Source organism: Aeoliella fuhlenseeensis (genome assembly GCF_052161615.1).
In the GTDB taxonomy this organism is placed as follows: domain Bacteria; phylum Planctomycetota; class Planctomycetia; order Pirellulales; family Lacipirellulaceae; genus Aeoliella.
Genome location: NZ_CP197417.1, coordinates 2,653,444 through 2,669,245, shown reverse-complemented (window position 1 = coordinate 2,669,245; position 15,802 = coordinate 2,653,444). Strand labels below are relative to the sequence as shown.

Annotated in this window: 10 protein-coding genes; 8 read left to right on the top strand and 2 right to left on the bottom strand. The window is 60.8% G+C overall.

Annotated features, from left to right (window positions below; translation table 11 throughout):
- The first annotated feature begins 66 nt into the window (after positions 1–66).
- The 3 genes from SH292x_RS10440 to SH292x_RS10430 all read left to right on the top strand — a co-directional run bounded on the left by SH292x_RS10440 (position 67) and on the right by SH292x_RS10430 (position 4,252).
- The gene (locus SH292x_RS10440; protein ID WP_442485551.1) at positions 67–1,497 is read left to right on the top strand and encodes a glycoside hydrolase family 27 protein; all 1,431 of its coding nucleotides are present in this window, start codon (positions 67–69) and stop codon (positions 1,495–1,497) included.
- Between the two features lie 161 nt (positions 1,498–1,658).
- Complete coding sequence (locus tag SH292x_RS10435) at positions 1,659–3,398, top strand: carbon starvation CstA family protein (RefSeq protein ID WP_442485550.1); 1,740 nt, start codon at positions 1,659–1,661, stop codon at positions 3,396–3,398.
- A 419-nt stretch (positions 3,399–3,817) separates the two neighbouring features.
- Positions 3,818–4,252, top strand: a complete 435-nt coding sequence (locus SH292x_RS10430) for an Imm7 family immunity protein (protein ID WP_442485549.1) — start codon at positions 3,818–3,820, stop codon at positions 4,250–4,252.
- A 217-nt stretch (positions 4,253–4,469) separates the two neighbouring features.
- Here SH292x_RS10430 and SH292x_RS10425 read toward each other — a convergent pair whose 3' ends face one another.
- Positions 4,470–5,921 (bottom strand): hypothetical protein, encoded by a 1,452-nt coding sequence (locus SH292x_RS10425; protein WP_442485548.1) that lies wholly within the window; start codon positions 5,919–5,921, stop codon positions 4,470–4,472.
- A 1,157-nt stretch (positions 5,922–7,078) separates the two neighbouring features.
- Between SH292x_RS10425 and sucC the strand changes: the two genes are divergently transcribed.
- The gene (gene sucC, locus SH292x_RS10420; protein ID WP_442485547.1) at positions 7,079–8,269 is read left to right on the top strand and encodes an ADP-forming succinate--CoA ligase subunit beta; all 1,191 of its coding nucleotides are present in this window, start codon (positions 7,079–7,081) and stop codon (positions 8,267–8,269) included.
- Positions 8,270–8,422: 153 nt separating this feature from the next.
- The gene (gene sucD, locus SH292x_RS10415; protein WP_442485546.1) at positions 8,423–9,304 is read left to right on the top strand and encodes a succinate--CoA ligase subunit alpha; all 882 of its coding nucleotides are present in this window, start codon (positions 8,423–8,425) and stop codon (positions 9,302–9,304) included.
- A gap of 23 nt (positions 9,305–9,327) precedes the next feature.
- On the opposite strand, the gene SH292x_RS10410 is transcribed toward sucD, so the two are convergent.
- Positions 9,328–11,628 (bottom strand): serine hydrolase, encoded by a 2,301-nt coding sequence (locus SH292x_RS10410; RefSeq protein WP_442485545.1) that lies wholly within the window; start codon positions 11,626–11,628, stop codon positions 9,328–9,330.
- Between the two features lie 394 nt (positions 11,629–12,022).
- Between SH292x_RS10410 and SH292x_RS10405 the strand changes: the two genes are divergently transcribed.
- The 3 genes from SH292x_RS10405 (at position 12,023) to SH292x_RS10395 (ending at position 15,802) form a co-directional block, all read left to right on the top strand.
- Positions 12,023–13,270: a DUF6268 family outer membrane beta-barrel protein gene (locus tag SH292x_RS10405; RefSeq protein WP_442485544.1), complete on the top strand. Its 1,248-nt coding sequence runs from the start codon at positions 12,023–12,025 to the stop codon at positions 13,268–13,270.
- 35 nt (positions 13,271–13,305) lie between these two features.
- A complete protein-coding gene (locus SH292x_RS10400; protein WP_442485543.1) occupies positions 13,306–14,451 on the top strand; it encodes a DUF6268 family outer membrane beta-barrel protein in 1,146 nt (381 codons plus the stop codon).
- A gap of 118 nt (positions 14,452–14,569) precedes the next feature.
- Positions 14,570–15,802 (top strand): SAM-dependent methyltransferase, encoded by a 1,233-nt coding sequence (locus SH292x_RS10395; protein ID WP_442485542.1) that lies wholly within the window; start codon positions 14,570–14,572, stop codon positions 15,800–15,802.

Below are 15,802 nucleotides of genomic sequence, written 5' to 3'. Positions count from 1 at the left end.
TATTATCTTATTTTGCTGGAAGTCGCTCGGCTTCGGTCACGTTCAAGTTCAAAGGTGGAGATGGCATTGAACACGATTCTCAACTCGCCGTTAAGTTGGGCGGCCAAGGCGCCAAGGCGCACGCTCTCGCTGCTCGTAGCTTTCGCGATTGCCATCCTCGCGGCTCCGGCAATGCACTCGGCCGCCGAGGACCAGGACAGCCAAGCCTTCCGCAAGTTCGCGCCCACGCCCCCCATGGGCTGGAATAGCTGGGACATCTACGGCACCACCGTCACCGAGCAGCAGACCAAGCAGCAAGCCGACGCCATGGCCAAGCACCTGCTGCCGGCGGGCTACGACGTGCTGACCGTCGACATCCAGTGGTACGAACCGAACGCCACGGGTCACAACTATAAGCCCGGCGCGCCGCTCGAAATGGACGAGTACAGCCGGCTGCTACCCGCGGTGAAGAAGTTCCCCTCGTCGGCGGATGGCCAGGGCTTCAAGCCACTCGCCGACTACGTCCACCAAAAGGGCTTGCGTTTTGGCATCCACATCATGCGTGGCATCGCCCGCCAAGCGGTGAAAGAGAACACGGGGCTGCTCGGCACCGACGCCCGCGCCGCCGACATCGCCAACACCAATTCGACGTGCAGTTGGAATCCCGACATGTACGGCGTCGACATGTCGAAACCCGGCGCGCAGGAGTACTACGATTCGCTCTTCAAGCTCTACGCCTCGTGGGGCGTCGATTACGTGAAGGTCGACGACATCTCGCGACCGTACGATGCAACGCAGCAAGCGGAGATCGAAGCCATCCGCCGCGCGATCGACAAAACGGGGCGGCCCATTGCGCTGAGCCTCTCGCCAGGAGCAACGCCCCTCACCGCCGGGCCACACGTTCAGAACCACGCCAACCTGTGGCGCATCTCGGACGATTTCTGGGACCGCTGGGAACTACTCCATCCGATGTTTGAACGCCTCGATCATTGGACCCCATTCCGGCGCGAGGGCAACTGGCCCGATGCCGACATGCTGCCGCTGGGGATCATCGAATTCAATCGCCCCTCTAAATTCACGCCGGACGAAGGACAGACGCTGATGACGTTGTGGTCCATCGCACGTTCGCCGCTTATCTTCGGCGGCGATATGACTCGCCTCGACGACCGGGCGCTCAAGCTGCTCACCAACCCCAAGGTACTGAAGGTCAACCAGCACAGTACGAACAATCGCCAGCTCTCGCGCGACGACGATCTCATCGTCTGGGCCGCCGAGGTGCCCGACAGCGATCACCAGTATCTGGCCCTGTTCAACGCCCAAAGCAACGACAACAACTCTCAAGCTAAGGATACCAAGCCCGTTGGCGTCGATTTCGCGAAGCTCGGCCTCACCGGCAAGACTCGCGTCCTCGATCTATGGTCGGGCGAGGACCTCGGCGTGTTCGAAGGCCGATTCGAGCGTCAACTTCCGTTCCACGGTTCGGGCCTCTATCGACTCGAACCAGCTGCTTCGCCATGAACTTTTTCCCCGCGAATTGTGCCGTTGCGTTCTCCAACACGTTGGGTCATCCTATTCCGTACCGCGCTCCCTAAAGCGCTCCCCATTCGCTTTGCCACTCGCCTTCAGGACGTAGCTTCCCTGAACGCGGGGCTCTTGCTTCTCGGTCAGGCTTCCCCCTCATGAATTTGCTTTGGATAGTCCTTCCCAGTGCCGTCGTGCTTGGCGTCGCCTACCTTACCTACGGGCGATTGCTCGCGCGGCTGCTCCGGCTTGACGCCAAGGCCCCCGTGCCCGCGGTCGAGAAGCGCGACGGAATCGACTTCGAGCCAATCGCTGCCAGCGAACTCCTGCCGCAGCACTTCTCCGCCATCGCCGCGGCGGGGCCGATCGTGGGGCCAATCCTCGCGGGGCTCCTCTTCGGTTGGCTGCCGGCGCTTATTTGGATTCTGGTCGGCTCGATCTTCATCGGCGGCGTGCAGGACATCACCTCGCTGGTCGCCTCGATCCGTCATCGCGCGACCTCCATCGCCGAGGTGGTACGGCTCTACATGTCGCGGCGGTCCTACCTGATGTTTCTCACGTTCATTTGGATCGCCCTGGTCTACATCATCGTCGCGTTCACCGGCGTCACCGCGGCGTCGTTCGTCGGCGCACCGCTTGCCGAGAACGGTGGCATCGGCGGCGGCGCGATTGCCTCGTCGTCGCTCATCTACTTGGCGATCACGCTGGTCATGGGCCTGGTGATGCGCTACGCCGGCATGCCTTCGTGGATGGCGCTTTGCGTCTTCCTCCCCATGGTCGCCGCGGCGATTGTTTGGGGGCCCAACGTCCCGTTCGACCTCGCCGCGATCACCGGCTGGAGCGATGGCTCGGCCGTTAAACTCTGGAGCGCCATCCTGCTCGCCTACTGCCTGATCGCCGGCGTGCTTCCGGTGTGGCTACTCTTGCAACCACGTGGCCAACTCGGTGGGTACTTTCTCTACGCCGCGCTCGGCGCGGGAGCCGTCGGCCTTGCGTTTGGCAACGTTAACATCGAGTACCCTGCCTTCCGTGGTTGGGAAGTCGCCACCGCCACGGGCGGCACGGCGTCGCTCTTCCCGCTGCTGTTCATTACCATCGCCTGTGGTGCCTGCTCGGGTTTTCACTCGCTCATCGCCAGCGGCACGACCTCCAAACAGCTTCGCAACGAAAAGGACGCCAAGCCCGTGGCCTATGGGTCGATGCTGCTCGAAGGGATGGTCGCCGTGGTGTCGCTATGCTGCGTGATGATGTTCGCTGAGGGTTCGTCCGAACTCGCCGGCAAGCCCAACCAAATCTACGCCCACGGCATCGGCAAGTTCCTCGACGTAATCAACGTCTCCAAAGCCATTGGCGTCACGTTCGCCCTCATGGCCTTCACCACGTTCGTGTACGACACGCTTGATGTCTGCACGCGTCTGGGCCGATTCGTTATTCAGGAACTCACCGGTTGGAAAGGGCAGGGGGGTCGCATCTTCGGCACCGCGATCACCGCGGGCGTGCCGCTGTTCTTCATGCTCCGCCACCCGTCCGACGCGAAGACTCCCGTATGGCAACTCTTCTGGAACCTGTTCGGCGCCAGCAACCAACTGCTCGCCGCCCTCACGCTACTGGGCGTCACCGTATGGCTGTGGCGCACTCGCCGCGCGATGTGGGTCTGGTTCGTCACCGGCATCCCGACTGTGATCATGTACGTGATGAGCACCTGGGCCCTGATCGCCATGACCATCCCCGCCTTCCGCACCGGCGAAGGCAACTGGCAAGCCCCCAGCGACCCCGTCCCCTGGATCGGCCTCGTGCTACTAGGCCTCGCCGCCCTGATGCTGGTCGAAGCCATCCGAGTCCTCGCCGGCTCGAACGAACCGCCGCAGGCGAGTGACTTAGCGGCGGTGCCGGCGTGAGCGGCGAGCGCCCTTCCGCTAGCGAATATCCGAGGTGCTCATATGATTCCAACCAGAGTAGCCGTCGGGGTGTATCTCGCGCTGGCGCTGAACGTCATCTACTTACTACTCTCGCTAGGGGTCAGTATCGCACGTCCAGCGGCGATGGCCTCTGATCTTGGGAACGCACTCCGAGAAGAAGGTCACGAAGTGCCCTACACGCTGATTTACGAGCAGTTAAATGCGAGTCAGTCGTCACAGAATCAATTGGTTTACCGCCTCATCGTGCCGTCGATAGCCGTTCTCGCCGTTTGCGCTTTCTACGTTAATTCGAGGTCAGGGAAATGATACCACGTTAGTGAAGAAGTTCGTAAACTTGCAGCCAAAGAGTAAGGACAGCTAAGAGGCCAAGCGGTACCACAAATCTGGAACTTCGCACCATGTACGAATGCCACATCTGGCTGAATATACTGCCAAGCCCCAATGACCGCGCCCTCGGAAGCTTCGAGCGTTTTCAAGATGGCGTAAAGTCCCTCAAGAAACGACTTCAGACCTGGGATCAGTGGGATGCTGGACTCGATGCAGCATGCATAACCAAGACATCACGTGGTGACGATCAACTCGTATATAATTCGTACGTAAAGCGTAGTAGCGAGCTCCATGGGGCTATCGTCATGCTCATCAGTTCCATCGCACATGAATTCCCGGGGAGTTTTGGAATCATGTATTCCATGGAAGATGATATCGAGAATATGTGCTCTGTGGGCTACACAGTTCACGTAGTCCGCAGGGGGATAGTTGAAGAGCGAAAGGACACTTTCCTCTCCCCATACTGGGGAATGATAGAAGACCCGCCGGTCGAAGGCGTGGGCTGAGCGTTGGAAAATGTCGTATCCTGCCGCAGAGCTTTCGCGGCAGCCGGCATTGCCACCTCGTCAAGTGCCAAGCGTCGGACGGGACCTGACCACGCCGACCTCCAAACGTGGCAACGGTATCCCTCGTCGGCCGGGACGACCGACCTACAAAATCCGCGCAAATCCTGCCAAATCCGCGTTCGTCCGCGTCCCATTCTTCAATAGCACCAGATCGCGATCACGCCGCTAATCCCGGCTTACGCTCCACCGGCATCCCATTCTCAGAACTCCCTCGCGTCGGCGCCGCACGCAGTTGGCTTCGGCTGTCGGCGAGGATCGATAGCACGCTCAAGAGCACCATTTCGCCTTGCACGCGGTTGCAGCAGTAGTCGTGAATGATCCGCTCTTTGAGCTGCGTCAGTCGCAGGTCGAGCTCTGCGGCCGAGAGTGTTTGCGCCGCGTCGGGCCGCTGGCCGGAGACCAGGGCGTCGATTTCTCGAATCTCGTCGAGGTACTCGCCGGGCCGGCGAATGTTGCGGCGGCGCAGGTAGCCGTAGATACTCAGTGCACCTGCGCCGAAGGCTCCAACAATGCTGAATAGCTCGCTAGCCGCATCGCAGACCGAACTGGTAATTAGCGGCTCGTCGCGGTCGAGGTACGCCTCGGCTTCGGGATGAATCTTGTAGGCCGCCGCAATCTCACGCGGCGACTTCGGGCTCACGCGCCGCGCAAAGTCGGTCTCGAAAATCGTCTCCATCACCCGGCGGGCGCTCGCCGCCGGGAAGTCCGCACGCGCCACCAGCAGCGTCCTTAAACCAAGCGTGGGGCAGTCCCACGCCGGCATGGGCGACTCGCCCAAATACATGCCGCCGCCAATCGTCGCCCGCTCGACCAGCAAGCGATCGACCCGGTCGCCATCCTCGGCCCCTTCGGGCAGATTCGACATCAAATAGGGCTCGACGTAAGGAAATGGCACCAGCTCGTACTCCTCCGTGTCGAGCAGCGACTGCGCGAGAACGCTCGGCTGCGACACCACCGTCAGAATCACGTCGGGCATCGTTTGCAGTCGCGTCGCTCGCTGCACGCCCGTCTCGGTACGGACATCGTGCGCGAGCGAGGCGAGTTCTTCCTTTGTGAAATTCAGCTCGGTGAAATCTCCTTTGCCCGAAGCGTCCTTGGCGTGCAAACGCAGAAAATGAAGCACATCGCTCGCCAGCATGTAGTCGTTGGTCCCTTCGTGCCCCAGGTTGATCCGCCGCCCGCGAAGCATATCAAACAGCGACGCGTGCTTCTCTGCGATCGAACGCCGCACGAGGATATGGAGCTCGTCGACCTCGAATCCCGCGAGCAGCTGAACGTCCTTCGCCGCGTCCGATCGCAAGCCCGACGAAACGATGGCGAGGTCCGTTTTCCCTTCGGCGACGTGTTCGATAGAGTCTTCGAACCCCTGAGTCGGCACCACCTCGACGTACAGGTCGCGGGCACGTGCCTCGCGGTCGAAGCTTTCCAGAATATGGTAGCGGCGCGTCATCGCGGAGCCCGCTCCCAGTCGAACGAACACGTCCGACTCGGCGGAAAGCGATCGGTAGGCCGCGTAGATGCCCCAACCAAAGCACACCGCAGCGATCAGGAGCGGCACGCCCATCCACGCGCGATTCGCCACGAATCGAGTCACCGGCAAACTCAACATCTGGACTTCCTGTCGCGAGATGGAATGACGAGCCAATAGGTAGCGACCCAACGCTAGCTTGGTTCCTCGCGGCTTATAGCATTCGCAAAACCGAGGCTCAATCCCAACCTGACCGCCGCGCGACCAATGACGACGACAGCATTGCCAGCGGACGGCATTTTCGACGCAAGGCAGTAGTAGGCCGTTCGTCCCGGCCGGCAGCTGACGTTGCCACGTCGTCAACTGTCCGGGGTCGGACGGGACCTGACCCTGCCGACCTCCAGAAGTGGCTATGTTGTCCCACGTCGGCCGAGACGACCGACCTACTTGGATGAACGTCGGTGCCACCTACCCCGAAGCGGTTCCGTCTGTCAGCCCAGGGTTGTCCGGGTGCGAGGTAAACGAGCTCACGGACTACCCTGGGATTGTGTGGAGGCTCTCGGTCGCTGTCGATCGAACGACTCATCATCTGCCGGAGCGCCGCGTCGACCGCCATTCAACCGAGCTGCGTCATCTCCCCCGAACGCGCAAATAACGAAGTGAATTCCGTTGGACAAAGACCACCAAACTATTTCGACTTTCTTTCCAAAGGGTACTAGAAAGCTCGCGTCGAATGTGCTATTATGTACACTCTCTCCTTTTGTGGTTGAGAGAGGGGGGATCCGGTCATGGAAGGTGGATGGGAACACCAACGGGGGTTGCGTGGAAGGCGCCGTAACTTCGCGGAGCTCGTTAGGGCCTACGCGCTTCCGGGAGCATTACTCCCGTCAGAATGACAAGGCCGCAGTAGCCGCCCAAGAGGGTAATGTCGCACCTGCGGTTTTCACTGCGACATTACTCTTGAAGACCTCGAAACAACCGAACTCCTAAACTCAATCACGACAACACCTTGCAAGCCCATCGCCGAAAGGACCGCCGAGAATAAAGTCGCACCCAATGAAATAATGGTGAAAGTGCGACACAACTCGCCGACTCATTGCCTTCAATCAATAGCCCACCCATCCTGACTTACATGCGAAAGCGAAAGCGACCTGCGCACGTTCATTCGCCCCACAGTCTCTAGCCTGCCATTTTTACCGGCTCGCGTGCCAAGTTCGGCCCGTTGAAGCTCACGCCCGGCAGCCCTATACTCCACGTTTTGGCCAATTTCCGCCCCCCTCGCTCAGGATAGGCGATCGATGAAGATTCACGAATTCCAAGCCAAGCAGCTCTTCCGCGAAGCCGGCATTGCCGTGCCGCGAGGCATCGTCGCCGAGACTCCCGAAGCAGCCGCCGCCGCGTTTAAGGAACTGGGTGGCCCGCTCGCCGTGGTGAAGGCCCAGATTCACGCCGGCGGACGTGGCAAGGGAACCATCGCCACCAACCCCGCGCAGCGTGGCGTCGAGCTGGTGAAGAGTGCCGAAGCCGCTCAAAAGGCCGCCGCTGGAATGCTCGGCCACCCCTTGGTGACCATTCAGACGGGTGCCGGTGGTCAAACCGTTCGCCGCATCTACGTCGAAGAAGGTTGCGACATCGCCCGCGAGCTGTACCTGGGCATTGTGGTCGATCGAGCGAGTGCCTCGCCCGTGCTGATGGTCTCGACCGAAGGTGGCATGAACATCGAGGAAGTCGCCGAGAAGACCCCCGAGCTGATCTTCAAAGCCGCGTTCGATCCCGATAGCGGACTCCAGCCCTACCAGTGCCGCGTGCTCGCCCAGAAGCTTGGCCTCACCGGCGCGAGCGTCCGCAGTGCGGAGAAGATGTTCCGCTCGATCTGCAAGCTGTTCGTCGACCTCGATTGCAGCCTCGCCGAGATTAACCCCCTAGTGGTCACCGGAAGTGGCGACCTGATCGCGCTCGACGGCAAAGTGACGTTTGACGACAACGCGATGTTCCGTCACCCGAACCTAATGGAATTCCGCGACACGGCGGAAGAAGACCCCAACGAACTGCGTGCCGGCAAGGCGGGTTTGAGCTACGTGCAGCTCGAAGGCAACATTGGCTGCCTAGTGAATGGTGCCGGTCTTGCGATGAGCACCATGGACTTAATCAAGCTCCACGGTGGTCAGCCGGCGAACTTCCTCGACGTCGGCGGCGGTGCGAAGACCGACCAAGTGACCGAGGCGTTCCGCATCCTGCTGGGCGACCCCAACGTGAAGGCCGTGCTGGTCAACATCTTCGGTGGCATCATGCAGTGCACCACCATCGCCAGCGCCATCCTCGAATCGTACAAGTCGGTGGGCTTTAACGTCCCGCTGGTCGTAAGGCTCGAAGGCACGGAAGTCGAACAGGGCCGCAAAATGCTCGCCGAAAGCGGCGTGAACATCATCTCCGCCGAAGGCCTGACGGACGCCGCGAAGAAAGTCGTCGCCGCCGCCGGTGCTGCTTAAACGAATTAACCACAGAGTACACAGAGAAGCACGGAGATTGATGAGGAAACGGGTAGATTGCACGAGTTGGACAATCCTTTCATTGGTCATTGTTAATTCGTCATTGGTCATTCCACTCGCACTCTCCGAAGCCAGCCACCTCCAGGAATCAACATGTCCATCCTGATCAATAAAGACACTCGCGTTATTTGCCAAGGCATTACCGGTAACGCGGGCGAGTTTCATTCGCGGAACTGCATCGAGTACGGCACCAAGCTCGTCGGCGGCGTCACGCCCGGCAAGGGTGGCCAGACGGTGCTCGATCGTCCCGTGTTCGACACGGTGGTCGAAGCCGTGGAGAAGGAAGGCGCGAACGCGACGATGATCTTCGTCCCGCCCGCCTTCACCGCCGACGCCATCCTCGAAGCGGCCGACGCCGGCATCGCGGTGGTCATCGCCATTACCGAGGGCGTCCCCGTGCTCGATATGGCCCGCGTGTACAAGAAGCTCAAGAGCGACTACCCGAACGTCCGCCTGATCGGCCCCAACTGCCCTGGTGTGATCACACCAGGCGAGTGCAAGATCGGCATCATGCCCGGCTACATCCACACCCCGGGTCCCGTGGGCGTGATGAGCCGTAGCGGAACGCTGACCTACGAAGCCGTTTGGCAGCTTACGAACCTCGGCCTCGGCCAGAGCACCTGCGTTGGTTTGGGTGGCGATCCGATCGTCGGCACGAGCTTCATCGACCTTCTGGAGATGTTCCAGAACGATCCGAAGACCGAGGCCATCATGATGATGGGCGAAATCGGCGGCACCGCCGAAGAGGAAGCTGCGGCTTACGTGAAGCAGAACGTCACGAAGCCCGTCGCCGCCTTCATTGCTGGCCGCACGGCTCCTCCCGGCAAGCGAATGGGTCACGCGGGTGCGATCATCTCAGGCGGTATGGGTACCGCCGAGGACAAGATCGCCGCCCTGCAAGACGCCGGCATCGAAGTCGCCGAAAGCCCCGCGGACATGGGCACCGCCCTCAAGCGGGCGATTGACCGCAAGTAACAAGTAATCCCCACCAACGGTGGTTACTTCGCTGGCTCTAGGAGTTGCTCGAAGGTCTTGTTACCAATCGGGTACTCTTGCCAATCGTCGAAGTCGAAGTGCCACCACTCGAATTCGTACACGGTAAACCCTTCGTCTTCCATGGCGGTGCGAAGTAGTTGGCGATGCCAACGCTCGCGACTATCGCCGCCTGGATAGAGTGGGAACGAACGTGGCGAGAACTCGTCGTACGACGCGACCATTTTGATCGGCTCGCCCGACTCCTTGTCGCACAGCGTCAGATCGATTGCGCAACCACGATTGTGCCGCGAACCCTTTTCGGGATCGGCGACAAAGTCGTGGAACTTCGCGGGCGTGCAGTCCCAGAACATCTTGGTCACGTACCAAGGTCGGTAGCCATCGTGCACGAGAAGTCCGTAGCCACGGTCGGCAAGGTTCTTCTGCACCCGCGCCACCGCTTCAGCCGCTGGACGCTGCATGAATGCGTGGGGGGACGAGTAGAACGGAGTCTGCATGAAGTTCCGCTTACCAGCGTAACGCACGTCGAGGCGGATCGAAGGATCGAGCGACGTTAGCTCGACCAAGTCGAGGGGACGCGTGGGGCGAGTCTCCACCGGGGGTTTGGCGGCGAGTGCGACGTCGCGAAGTTCGTCCACGGGACGCGTGGGTTCGACCGTAAACACGTCGCCCACGTCGCCGACGGGTCGGCGTTTGAGAACGACGTTCCCGGCGTTGGCTTCGGTCGCCACGCCGTTTTCGTCACGTTTGAAGACGATGAACTCGCTCTCGTACATGCCACCCTTGGTAGGAAACGCGAATGTGTTCTCGTCGACTTCCACCAGTGGATACGGAAACAACCACTCAATCTGACACCAGAGCTGACCACCATCCTCGTACACGTACATGATGATATGATCCGGGCCGTACTCACCAACGAGACCTTTCCACTTCTCCGGCGCCGCGGGAGGGCACACGTCGGGCTGGCGGATCCACGCCTTGCCATCGATCACCAGCGTTCCGGCTTTCGGGTCGCACTCGAATTTCGTGCCGTACTTCTGCACGTCATCGATGACGAGGTCGTCTCCCTCAGCGCGAAGCACGTATCGTCCGAAGCCAAACCGCGTGTAAAGCGTGCCCCCGAACTCGAAGATGTCGAGCGATTCGTCACCCGACTTGTAAGTCCCCACGTACTGCTTGGGGTTCTCGATGGACTTGGTCGAGTTCCATTCCGGAAGTGGCTTCCCCTCGCGCTTCGCGAGCAACAGGCGAGTCGCGTAGTCACCCAGGCGAGTCGTGAACCCGTTGGAGCAATCTCGGGACGTGGCCACCGCGACGCCGATTTTCTCTTCGGGAAGTCCGAAGAACTGCGTCGAAAAACCATACACGGCACCGCCGTGCCCGAAGGTCGAGTGGCCATCGATCTTGCCAAGCCGAAAACCGATGCCATACATCGGATCGTCCTCGCCGGCGGCTTTGCTGCCATCGAGCATCGTGGCGAGCGTATCACTCGAAAGCACTTCGGCCCCTTCGTAACTACCGCCGCTGAAGATCGTCACCAAGAAGTTACCCAGATCGTCAACGGTGGCGTACAGATTGCCAGCGGGCGCGGTGCCGAGTTCGAACACCGGGGCAGGGAAGGGGGCTTGATGGTGGTTCCACATGAGTGCCTCCGCGAGCTGCTCCTTGGTCTTTCCTTCGTGCACCATCGAACTGTTGGTCATCTGCATTGGCTCGAGGATGTGCTCGCGCATGTAGTCGTTGTACGACTGCCCGCTCACCTTCTCGATCGCGTACCCTACCACGGCAATCGCCGCGTTCGAGTACTTGGTTCGCTCGCCCGGCTTGTACACCAGCTTCAGGCCATTGAGCGACAGCACCGTCTCTTCGAGTGTCGGTTCGTTGGCGTCGAAATAGTTGCCCACCGGGGGTTCGCGGACCAACCCCGATTGGTGCGACATCAACATCCGCAGCGTGATCGGAATCCCAAACTGGTTGTCGGGCTTGAACTCAGGAATGTAGGTCTGGATCGGGGCGTCGAGGTCGATCTTCCCCGCCGCGACGAGTTGCATGATAGCAAGGTCGGTGAACAGCTTCGAAACCGAACCAATGCGGTACATCGTCTCGGCGTTTGCCGGCTTCGAATTCGCGAGATCCGCGGATCCGTACGCCCGCGAACCAACGATCCGACCCTCGTCCACCAAACAAATGGAAAGCGACGGCAGCCCCTTAGCCTTCAGCTCTTCGGCCATCACCGCGTCGAGCTTGCCGAAGACTTCGTCGTAGGCGGGGTCGACATCGGCCGCTTGAGTCGTGAGTGCTGTCATGCTCATGACCGCACCGAGACAGTAAGCGTATCGCCAAAGTCGCGGCGACGTGAAAATGCGGAGACAATCTCGCACCATGGGTTCCTCATAGTTGGCAGTGACGCGGTGGTTCGCGCTGGAGAGCTAGGGAAGTCACTCTGCCAACGTAGCCTGCTAGCAGGCGGGTCGCAACACTCGTTTTCGGCGAACCGATTATTCTTGTTTCGAGAGAGGCACGAACAATCGAACCAGCGCACGTTGTCGTCGAATTCGCCGCTTAATAGCGACCAAAACGGCTGCAAGCAGTCGCTCTCCACGTGGCCTGCGACGCGGCATGGGATTGGGTCGACCTTGACCTCGAACAGATGCCCTTGTATTTCCGGGTCTCTCGTCAAACCGCGTGAGGAATGAGGCCGTGCGACTCCGCGCGAAAGCATCCACCATCTTGAGCCTGCTACTTACCACATCGAGTGTGGCATGGGGGCAGTACGTGCAGATTCCCTCCACGCCTGGTGGGTTTCCGGCACAACCTTCGTACGTCACGCCAACGCCCGGGACGTTCGCCGCTCCGAGCCTGAATCCGGCCCCGTCTCTTGGACCGCCTCCTGCATTCGATGCCTACGCTTCGCCCGGGGTGAGTGGCACGATGAGCGCACCTCCAGCGAACGTGCCTTACGGCATGACTCCTGGTGCACCGGCAAACGCGTTTCCGCAGCAGCCGGGTGCCTGGCAGGGTTATCCTACGACCCCAGGCGGATATGGCGCTCCGATGCCGCAGAGCACTTCCCCTTCGTCGCTTCCCTACCAGTGGCAACAAGGTAGTTACAGCTATCAGGGTGCTGACGGCAGCCTCGTGAAGTTTCAAAGGTTCCTGCAACGCATCGGCGTTGAGAATACTTGGCTGGCCGATGTCGGCGGGGCCGACGCGTTCGGCATGAACCGGCTGGAGCTCGCCGCGACGTTCGGCATTCCGGTGATGCACAACATTGAAACTCCGCTGCTGCTCACGCCCGGCTTCGCGTTCAACTGGCTAGATGGTCCTCAAGGCGATCCGAATGCCATACCGCGCGGGCCCGACTTGCCTGCACGCGTTTACGATGCCTACCTCGACTTGTCTTGGTATCCGCAGCCCTTTGAGTGGCTCGGGGCGGAGCTCGGTGTTCGCACGGGTGTCTGGACTGACTTCGAGGCAGTGAATGACGACTCGATTCGCATCCTTGGGCGCGGCGTCGGTGTGATTTCGGTTAATCCGAACATGGACTTCCTGATTGGCGTCGCGTACCTCGATCGGCTCCACATCAAGTTGCTGCCGGTTGTTGGTGTGCACTGGCGCCCGAGCACCGAGTGGGATCTTTACATTGTGTTCCCCAATCCGAAGCTTCGCAAACGAATGCGCTCGATGGGTAACACCGACTGGTGGTGGTACGTCGCCGGCGAATACGGTGGTGGATCGTGGACCGTCGACCGCGTCGGGCTGAGCGACCGGTTCGATTACAACGACATCCGCGTCTCGCTGGGCGTCGAGTACGAGAGCCCCACCATGGCACGAGGCCACTTTGAAGTCGGCTACGTCTTTGATCGCGAGATACTGTTCAACAGCGGCATGCCCGGGCGGTTCGACCCGGCGGATACCGTGATGGTTCGTGCTGGTTTCGATTTCTAACAGGTTGCCCCCAGCCGATCTCGCATCGCCTCCCTATGAAACACGTAGTCTTGCCGCTGCTACTTTTGCTCGCACTCGCTGCGAACGCGGCTGCGCAGTTTCAACAACCCTACCTTCCTCAGTACGGGCAGCAGTACGTCCAGCAGGAGCAGTACGTCGATCCAACGGCCCCCGTTTACGTTGAGTCGGCAGACACCGCGCCCGTTTACGTCGAGCCCTACCAAGTCGATCCATGGGCGACCGCGGCACCGAGTGACGTGGTGATCGTCGACCAGCCCATGATGCAAATGCAGATGCCCACCATGCAGATGGACGGGCAGCAGTGGTCCCCTGAGGCGTACCCCGAACCCTCGGCGGCGCAGCAAGACCTCGGCAATCTGATTCCTTCGGGCTCGCGAAAGAGTTTCTTCCAACGAGTCAATTTCAGCGCTGCGTGGATGCCACAGCTTGAAAGCGATGGCATCGGCGTAACGTCGCTCAACACGAGCATTGTCACGGCGCTACCGTTCTTTCGCATGAACCAGCCGCTCACGATCACGCCCCGTTACGGCGTGCAGTTCCTCGAGGGCCCCGACTTCATTGATGTCCCCGCGCGACTGCACGATGCGGACGTCAACTTCACGCACATTCGAAGGCTGAGCGACCGGTGGGTATTCAATGGCTCGGTCACGGTCGGAGCTTACGCGGACGATTACAGTTTCCGTGACGCCGACGCCATTCGCTGGTCCGGCTACGCCTTTGGCATCTACGAAGCTTCCGAGGCCGCTCGCTGGATCGTTGGCGTGGCGTACCTCAATCGTGCGAACTTGACGGTCGTGCCCGCCGCCGGCTTCCTGTACTGGACCGACGACTTGAAGATCGACGTCGTGCTTCCTCAACCACGAATCGCCTGGCGAACGTGGACCGACGTCGGGCCCCCAGGTCTCAACGAGCGGTGGTTCTACTTTCAGGGCGATCTCGGCGGCGGCATCTGGGCTGTCCAGCGCGACGATGGCTCGCCCGATACGCTCAGCTATAGCGACCTTCGCGTGATCTTCGGCACCGAACGCAAGCAATACCGTGGCATTACGCGGAAATGGGAAGTTGGCTACGTGTTCGCCCGGGATCTTGAATACTCGTCCATGGGCACCGACTTCGCGATCGACGACACGCTGTTCGTCCGCGGGGCATTTACGTACTAGTTCGCGCGGTGCGATCAGGGGTGTTCTCGCACTTAGGCCTGTTTTTAGGGCTCGCGACGATCGGACCGCGGTAGTGTAGAATGGGACGGTTCACGCCTCCCTCCTTCATTGTCTCGCCATGTCCGCCGCGCCCGCCACGTTTGTCTTCTGCACCTGCCAACCTGGAGCAGAACAGCCCCTAAAAACCGAAGTGGCCGCTCGCCGCACGGAATGGCGGCTCGCGTTCTCGCGGCCCGGCTTCGTGAGTTTCAAGAGCTCGCAATCGGTCGGCGCGATCTTGGATGGATCGCCGCCCGTGTTTGCTCGCACGCGTTCGGTGTCGCTGGGTCGCGTGAAGAACGACTCTCTCGCCGCGGCGGCCAAAGCGGTGTGGGAGATCGAAGGGGTGCAGTCACTGCTTGCAGTCGCCGAGGTTGCTGCTCTTCATGTGTGGCAACGCGACTCGCTGCTGCCGGGTGAGGATGGATTCGAGCCGACGGTCACGGCCATGGCTCAAGAGATCAAGCGGGCGTTACTGGTAGCGGCGAAGGAGGCGGGTCTCGAATCGCGTCTGCCTCTGTTCGAAGCCACGGTCGCGCCCAAGGACGCCGTGGTGCTGGACGTGGTAGCAGTGGAGCCGGATGAGTGGTACATCGGTTGGCACTTCGCGAGTTCGCGGATCGAGCGCTGGCCAGGCGGCATGCTGCCGGTCGCCGCGCCGAGTGACATGGTTTCGCGCGCGTACTTGAAACTCGAAGAAGCCCTGAAGTGGTCGGCACTGCCAGCCGCACGAGGCGACGTGTGGGTCGAACTTGGTTGTGCCCCCGGTGGTGCGAGCCAGGCCCTGCTCAACCGTGGGTTCCATGTACTTGGTGTTGACCCGGCCGAAGTCGACGAGCCGGTTGCCAGCCATCCTCGCTTCGCCCACATCCGCCGGCGTTCGTCCGAAGTGCGGCGTATCGATTTCGGCCCCGCGCAATGGCTCGCGGCCGACCTCAATGTAACTCCGCAATACACGCTCGACGCGGTGGGCGATGTGGTGACGCATCCGGCAACTTCGATTCGCGGACTGGTGCTGACGCTCAAGCTTGCCAACTGGGACGTCGCCAGTCCGCAGAATCTTGAAGCGTATTTGGAACGCGTTCGCTCGTGGGGCTATCGCGATGTGCGACTTCGGCAGCTGGTTCACAATCGTCATGAGATCTGCTTGGTGGCACTCCATAGTCGAAGCCAGCGGCGGATGAAGCGATCCCGCGGCCGCACGACCAATCGCCCCGATGACTCCGCCGACACTTCCGAATCGAGCAATGACACCGAACCCGTCCGCTTCGACGCCCCCACCGCGATTATCCCTCCGCATCATTTCCGTTAG

What these genes read in the sequence shown, in the direction of transcription:
- SH292x_RS10435 (WP_442485550.1), top strand. Translation starts at nt 1,659, where the DNA reads ATGAATTTGCTTTGGATAGTCCTTCCCAGTGCCGTCGTGCTTGGCGTC.
- SH292x_RS10430 (WP_442485549.1), top strand. Translation starts at nt 3,818, where the DNA reads ATGTACGAATGCCACATCTGGCTGAATATACTGCCAAGCCCCAATGAC.
- SH292x_RS10425 (WP_442485548.1), bottom strand. Translation starts at nt 5,921, where the DNA reads ATGTTGAGTTTGCCGGTGACTCGATTCGTGGCGAATCGCGCGTGGATG.
- sucC (WP_442485547.1), top strand. Translation starts at nt 7,079, where the DNA reads ATGAAGATTCACGAATTCCAAGCCAAGCAGCTCTTCCGCGAAGCCGGC.
- sucD (WP_442485546.1), top strand. Translation starts at nt 8,423, where the DNA reads ATGTCCATCCTGATCAATAAAGACACTCGCGTTATTTGCCAAGGCATT.
- SH292x_RS10410 (WP_442485545.1), bottom strand. Translation starts at nt 11,628, where the DNA reads ATGACAGCACTCACGACTCAAGCGGCCGATGTCGACCCCGCCTACGAC.
- SH292x_RS10400 (WP_442485543.1), top strand. Translation starts at nt 13,306, where the DNA reads ATGAAACACGTAGTCTTGCCGCTGCTACTTTTGCTCGCACTCGCTGCG.
- SH292x_RS10395 (WP_442485542.1), top strand. Translation starts at nt 14,570, where the DNA reads ATGTCCGCCGCGCCCGCCACGTTTGTCTTCTGCACCTGCCAACCTGGA.